The 6592-nt window shown below is 54.0% G+C and carries 6 protein-coding genes; 3 read left to right on the top strand and 3 right to left on the bottom strand.

Annotated features, from left to right (window positions below; translation table 11 throughout):
• Positions 1-80 precede the first annotated feature (80 nt).
• Positions 81-827 carry an alpha/beta hydrolase gene (locus lacNas_RS04095; RefSeq protein ID WP_244660715.1) on the top strand — a complete coding sequence of 249 codons (747 nt, stop codon included), beginning with the start codon at positions 81-83 and terminating at the stop codon, positions 825-827.
• A 580-nt stretch (positions 828-1407) separates the two neighbouring features.
• A complete protein-coding gene (locus tag lacNas_RS04100; RefSeq protein ID WP_201331428.1) occupies positions 1408-2283 on the top strand; it encodes a CAP domain-containing protein in 876 nt (291 codons plus the stop codon).
• Between the two features lie 92 nt (positions 2284-2375).
• Here the strand turns inward: lacNas_RS04100 and lacNas_RS04105 are convergent, their stop codons facing one another.
• The 3 genes from lacNas_RS04105 to lacNas_RS04115 form a co-directional block, all read right to left on the bottom strand.
• The gene (locus tag lacNas_RS04105; protein ID WP_201331429.1) at positions 2376-3638 is read right to left on the bottom strand and encodes a carboxylate--amine ligase; all 1263 of its coding nucleotides are present in this window, start codon (positions 3636-3638) and stop codon (positions 2376-2378) included.
• Between the two features lie 93 nt (positions 3639-3731).
• A complete protein-coding gene (locus tag lacNas_RS04110; RefSeq protein WP_201331430.1) occupies positions 3732-4691 on the bottom strand; it encodes an ATP-binding protein in 960 nt (319 codons plus the stop codon).
• A 146-nt stretch (positions 4692-4837) separates the two neighbouring features.
• Complete coding sequence (locus lacNas_RS04115) at positions 4838-6232, bottom strand: amino acid permease (RefSeq protein ID WP_201331431.1); 1395 nt, start codon at positions 6230-6232, stop codon at positions 4838-4840.
• 78 nt (positions 6233-6310) lie between these two features.
• On the opposite strand from lacNas_RS04115, the gene lacNas_RS04120 reads away from it, so the two are divergent.
• Positions 6311-6592: homocysteine S-methyltransferase family protein (locus lacNas_RS04120; RefSeq protein ID WP_201346623.1), on the top strand; the 282-nt coding region annotated here is incomplete at its 3' end.

Raw genomic sequence — 6592 nt, forward strand, 5'->3', positions numbered from 1 at the left:
GGGATCACGGTGGCTCACCCTAACGGCGGCTGCAAGGAGCAGGTTGCCCCCAGCGCCTGGCAGAACTTGGCTACGTTGCCATTGCCTGCGATGCCCGCTACCAGGGGGCCAGCGGCGGGGAGCCGCGCTTGCGCGACTATCCGTCAAACCGGATTGAAGACGTCAGCGGGATGGTCGACTACCTGCTTTCCATGCCAAAGGTAGACCCGGCAAGAATCGGCTCGCTGGGGATCTGCGGCGGGGGCGGCTACACTTTGGCTGCCGCGCAGACCGACAAGCGAATCAAGTCGGTAGCTACTTTGTCCATGTTCAATTCGGGCCGGGTCCGCAGAAACGGTTTCCACGACGCTGACAAGGACGGAATTCAGAAGCGCCTGGCCAGAGCAGCCGAAGCCCGAAACAAGGAACTGCAGGGCGAGGTGGAGTACGAGGGCTTTTTGCCGCCGCACGAAAACGACGATGACCTGCGCAAGATCATGGAAACCATGCCGGAAAACACCCTTTACCGCGACGGCATTGAGTACTACGGCCTGACCCACCGGCACCCGAACGCGACCGGAAGCTACACGACCGCTTCATTCATGAAGCTGATGGCCTTCGACGTTGAAGACCGGATGGACCTGATCGACCAGCCGCTCTTGATGATTGCCGGGGAAAAAGCGGACACGCTTTACATGTCACGGGATGCTTTCGCCAAGGCAACGGGCACCGAAAACAAGGAACTGTTCCTGATCCCGGGTGCCAGCCACATCCGCACTTACTGGGTGCCGGAATACGTGGACGCTGCCGTGGGCAAACTGGGCGAATTCTTCGCCGCAAATCTGTAAATCATTGAAATTAGAATTTTGACTCAAAAAATATCTGCCACGAGCCGCTGCTTTAAAAAATAAGCAGCGGCTTTTTTGTATAGGCAAAAAGCAGGATCATTTCCTAAACATAATAACTTTAGCCAAAAAATTATATTTACCCTATTAGCTTTATCTAATATATTTTGCTGCTTGCCTATAACGGGCTGCTGCAAGAGCTTGTTAAGACTTGACTTATGAAATAACAAATGGCTAAAGCCTTTTCGAAAGGAGCCAGATTTAAAAATGCTTGTTTTTTAATAAGTTTAAACTAATTAGAAAAAGTCCAAAAAATCAGCTTTACACGCTTACATCTTCGGAAGTATCAAGCTTTCATGCTATTGGGCTGCTAAAAGCGCTCGAAAGCTTGATAAATCAACGCTTATAGAATTTCATAGACAGACAGAAAACAGCCAGATTTTTCTTGCCTCTTTCTAAATAAGTAAAAAGTAATATTACTCGGTGAAAAAATATCGCTTTTTGGGCAAAAAGCGGCTATAATTCTAGTTGAGAGATAAGAGATAACTAATAGCAGAGATTGAGCGGACATAGGTGATCTATTATGAGAAAGCAAATCACAGTTTTAGCAGCAATGGCAGCCCTCCTGGGGCTGGCAACCGTATCTCCAAAGCCGGTTTATGCTAAGACGGCCACTAAGAAAGTTACCCGGACCATCAAGGTTTACAAGCCTGGCAAGTACACCACGGTCAAGGAAACCGCCACTCTGAAGAAGAAGAGCGGCAAGTGGACCAGCTCAAGCTGGAAAGCTTACAAGACGCCGACGGTTTCCGGCTACAAGGCCAGCACCACGCTGGTCAAGGCAGCCAAGGTGACTTACAAGACCAAGAACAAGACGGTTAAAGTCACCTACACTGCCAGCAAGACGGCAGCCGTTAAAGCAACGGCCAGCACCGACAGCAACAGCCGCCTGCGTCAGGCAGCCCTGAGCGTTGTCAACAAGTTCCGTGCCAAGGCCGGCGTCAAGGCTGTCAAGATGAGCTCCAAGTACAATGCAATTCTTGACAAGCGGGCTACCGCCAAGGCTAAGCAGTACGTAACTACCGGGACTTACGACCACTCTGGCTACTCTTCTCTGCCGACGTACCTCAACACTTACCCGATCGTCAACGGCAAGATCATCTACCACGGCGGCGAAACCCTGCACGCTTGCTACTACAACGCGCAGAACACCGATACGACCACGGAAATGGCTTCCTGCATCACCAGTACCTTCACGGAAAACATGCAGGCTGAAAAGGACGACTACGAAGCAATCGTCGTCAAGAAGACCAGAAAGAACATCACCAACATCAGCGGCACTTACGAACACTACACGATGATGGTCGACTCTGGCAACCACACGGTCTACATCGGGGTAGGTCACTACGGCAGCGGCAACAACGCAATGGTCTGCGTCGTAATCGAATACCACGCTTAATCAAGATCACCTGAAATTAATCTTTGCAAGTAAAAAAAGAGGAAGCTCACTTGAGCTTCCTCTTTTTGTTGTGCATAAGTTTTGATCTTGGCTTACTTTTTCTCGAAGTACTGCTCCTTGTTGACCTTGAAGTACTTCTCGTAGTCCTTGTAGTAGTTGTGGTACATGTGCTTCATCAAAAGCCAGCGCTTGACGTTCATGTCCGGCTTGTAAAAGACCGTGGTGCCGACTCTGCCGGCTTCTAAAAGCGCCAGGGCTTCCTTTTTGGCCAGGGAGTCGACGGCGTATTGCTTAAAAATCTTGGCCGGCACGCCCAGCCACAGGCGGTGCTTGGCCGGGTCCTGGTTGCCGTAGACGACTGGCCGGTCCTTTAAGGAGTCTTCCACATAGTCTTCCACATACCACTTGGCCAGGTTGTAGCCGTTCAAGGTGACGTAGAAGCTGGAGCGGCCCTGGCGGAGGTTGATCTCAAAGAACTTGTAGACACCGTCGCGGACGTCGTACTTGATGTCGAAGTTGGCCATGCCCGTGTAGTTGATCTTTTCCAAAAAGGCCTGCACGGTCTGGTAGAGCTTTTCGTCATAGTCAGGCGCGATCACCATGTAGTTGCCGATGGCAATCGGGTCCGGGTCTTCCAGAAGCGGGTGGCCCAGGCACATCATCTTGACCTTGTGGTTCTTGTCCACATAAGCGTTCAAGACCCGCATGTTGGAGTCATCGCCCGGGATGAAGTCCTGCAGGATCAAGTCGGCCTTGTAGCCGTTGGTGTAGATCTTGCCCACGATGTCCTTGAATTCGGCCAGGTCCTTGATGACAAAAGCCTTCTTGCGGCCTTCAAACTGCACGTCCAGCCAGGAAACCGGGTCTTCTGGCTTTAAAGCGACTGGGAAGGAGAAGGGCACGTTGGCATAAGAGCCATCCTTGTAGTCGGCTGCCGTGATGATCTTGGTCTTCGGGTAAGGCAGGCCGTATTCCTCACAGACCTCGTAGAAGCCTTCCTTGGAGATCAGCTTTTTCAAAAGGCTGTAGTCGATATAAGGCACGATGAAGGCTTCTTCCAGCTCCTGCTTGTGCTTGGCCAAAAGCTCGGAATAACCGTCCCCGCAGGAGATCAGAATCACCGGCTCCGGGTGCTCCTTGTATTCCTTGATCTTCTCGCGCATGACCTTGATGAATTCCGGGTCTTCGGTAAAGCCAGGGTGGACCTCAATGTTCACGATCTTGGAATAGCGGGTCGGCGCCAGAGTCGAGGCGCCCCAGGCCTGGACCTTGATGCCGTATGCCTCGTGGAAAGACCGCGCCATCCCGTAGACGTTGATGTCGCTGCCTAAAAGAATCGGTGTGAATTGTTGCATGATTGTTGCCAGATTTCTATATGGATTGTGATTTTTGGATAAAAAAAGTCCCTACCTATGTTAGCACGTTTAGGCAGGAACGGAAGTGTTTGCTTATGACTTTTCGCTGATCCGGTAGCGGATGGCCTTGGCCTTGCCCCGTTTGAGGATCAGGCCGCTGTTTTCCATCTGCCGCAAAAGCCGGGTCGCCGTGGCTGGACTGACGCCGAGCAGGTCCTCAATGTCGCTTCTGATGAATTCGCCATGTTCCTTGGCAAAGGCCAATACGGCTTCTTCATTGCCGGTCTTTTGGCGGACTGGCTTGGCCTTGGACACTGGGGCTTTGACGGCAGCCTTTTTAACCGGCTTAGGGGCCGGCTTTGGCGCGGCCTCGTAGCGGGGCAGAACCACCTTGAAAGAGCTGGGAGCAGCCAAAATCTGCGGCTGCAGGCGGCTGCCCTTGTAGGCGCTCTTGATTCTGGCCAGGCCGGTGCCGTAGGATTCCACCAGCTTCAGCTGGTAAAAGAGGTCAGCCAGGCGCTTGTTGCGGCAGACCGACAGGCCCAGCTGGATGTCTTCCAAAGTAATCCCGGGCATGAGGCCGCCGAAAGAGATGAATTCCACCCGGTCTGTGTATAAGTTGATCAAGCTGCTGGACGGACTCGCGTAGTCCCTGTGGATAATCGCGTTCATGAGGGCTTCTCTGAGGGCCTGCTTGGGGTAGGCCGGCCGGTCTTCCCGGTAAAGTCCCTTGATCTGGCTTTCCACCGGATCGTGTCTTTCCAAAAAAGCGTAGACCTGCTGGTACTGGGAGGCCAGCGACCCGGTGAACTCCTGCCGGTCCAGGAACTCGTCCTGGTCAGTCCCTTTAAAAACGGCGCACTTGATCGTGTAGGGGCACTGGTCGGAGACAAGCAGGTCAAAATTGCTGAACTGGAGAATGCCGAACTGGGTTGACGGCGGCGTGAAGGCCAAACCCTGCTGGTCAAAGAGCTGCTTCAGAGAGTTGAAGGTCAGATCCTGCCGGGGCGAGAGCTGGTTTTCGAAAGTGTTGGAATTGTCTGGCGTAAGCATGGCGGGCCTCCTTTTTGCCGGTTTTCAATCTAATCATATTTTAGCGAATCACGTCAATCTCGTCAATGACGTGATGCGATTTGATTTGATTCGATTGACTTGATTTGATTCCCGGGCAAAAAGAAAAGCGCCCTGAGGCGCTTGACTTAACGGCTTGTCTGCCTTTTTTCCTGGTGCTTGGCGTAGAAATAGTGGGCGATGTAGCAGCAGATCACGAAAGGAATCGTCGCGTACAGGGCCACCCTTTGCGCCGGGTCGAACCAGATCAAAAGGCAGGAGGCCAGGCTGGCGATGAAGGCAAACCACGGCGTGAACGGGTACAGGGGCGTCTTGAACTTGAGCTCCTCAGGCGCGTGGCCTTCCTTGATCCAGTTCTGCCGGAACTTCAATTCGCACAGGGCGATCGCCATCCAGACGAAGACGACCGCCAGGCCGGAAATGGAAACCAGGACCAGGTAGATCGTGTCGGCCGCGTAGACGCTGGTGAGCAGGGAAAGGATCCCGCCCAGCATGCTGACGAGCAGGGAAACGGCCGGGATGCCCCGCTTGTTGGTCTTGGCAAAAGTCACGGGAATCGTGCCTTCGTTGCCCAGGGACCAGAGCATTCTGGTGGAGGCGTAGAGGCCGGAGTTGCCGGCGGAGATGATGGCGGTCAAAACCACGAAGTTCATCAAGTCGCTGGCGAAAGGAATCCCCATCATGTTAAAGACGTGGACGAAGGGACTTTCGGTGACGCCGGCCTGCTTGTAAGGGATCAAGCAGGCCATGATGAAGATGGAGCCGATGAAGAAGATGATCAGCCGCCACAAGGTCGTGTGGATGGCCTTGGGCAGGGTCTTTTCCGGTTCCTTGGCTTCCCCGGCGGTGATGCCGATCAGCTCCGTTCCGGAAAAGGCGAAGTTGACCGTGAGCATGGTGGTGAAGACCCCGCCAAAGCCGGTCGGAAACCAGCCGTCCTTGGTCAGGTTGCTCAAGCCGGGCGCCCCCTGGCTGCCCTTGAGCGGGATGACGCCGATGACGGCCAGGGCGCCTAAAACGATAAAGGCTACGATCGCCGTAACCTTGACGGCCGCGAACCAGAACTCGCTTTCGGCAAAAATCTTGACCGAGAAGAAGTTGGAGAGGAAAATCAGAATCATGAAAGCCAGGCTCCAGATCCAGACGGGCACGCCCGGAAACCAGTGGCGCATGATGATCCCCGCGGCCGTAAACTCGCTGCCCAGGGCGATCGTCCAGGTCAGCCAGTAGAGGATGGCAACCGTGAAGCCGGTGGCCGGGCTGAGCAGGTTTTTGGCATAAACGTGGAAGGAACCCGTGTAGGGCATGGCCACTGACAATTCACCCAGACAGAGCATGACGGCGTAAACCAGGATCGCCCCGAAGAAGTAGGCGATGATGGTGCCGATCGGGCCGGCTTGACTGATCGTGTAGCCCGAGCTTAAGAAGAGACCCGTGCCGATGACCCCGCCCAGGGAGATCATCTGGATGTGTCTGGCTTCCATTTTGCGCTCGAGGTGGTCGACTTTTTCTTTTTGAGCCATAAAAATACCTCTTTAAAACAGATTAAGCTTTTATTAAAATAGACAGTAACATGATAGCACAAGACGGAGGAAAAAATGATGACAGATTTACAGACGCTTCTGGCTCAAGGCCCGGTGACTCTGGACGGGTCTATGTCCACCCCCTTGGAAGCCTGGGGCGAGGACACCAATTCCGACCTGTGGACGGCGCGGGCCCTGCAGGACAACCCCGACCTGGTCTACCGGGTCCACCAGGAGTACTTTGAGGCCGGCGCCCGGATCGCGATCACCGACAGCTACCAGGCCAGCCTGCAGGCTTTTTCCAGGCACGGCTTAAGCGAGGAGCAGGCGCGGGCCTTGATCAGAAAGTCGGCTGCCGTG

Source organism: Lactobacillus nasalidis, from assembly GCF_016587775.1.
Classification (GTDB): Bacteria; Bacillota; Bacilli; order Lactobacillales; family Lactobacillaceae; genus Lactobacillus; species Lactobacillus nasalidis.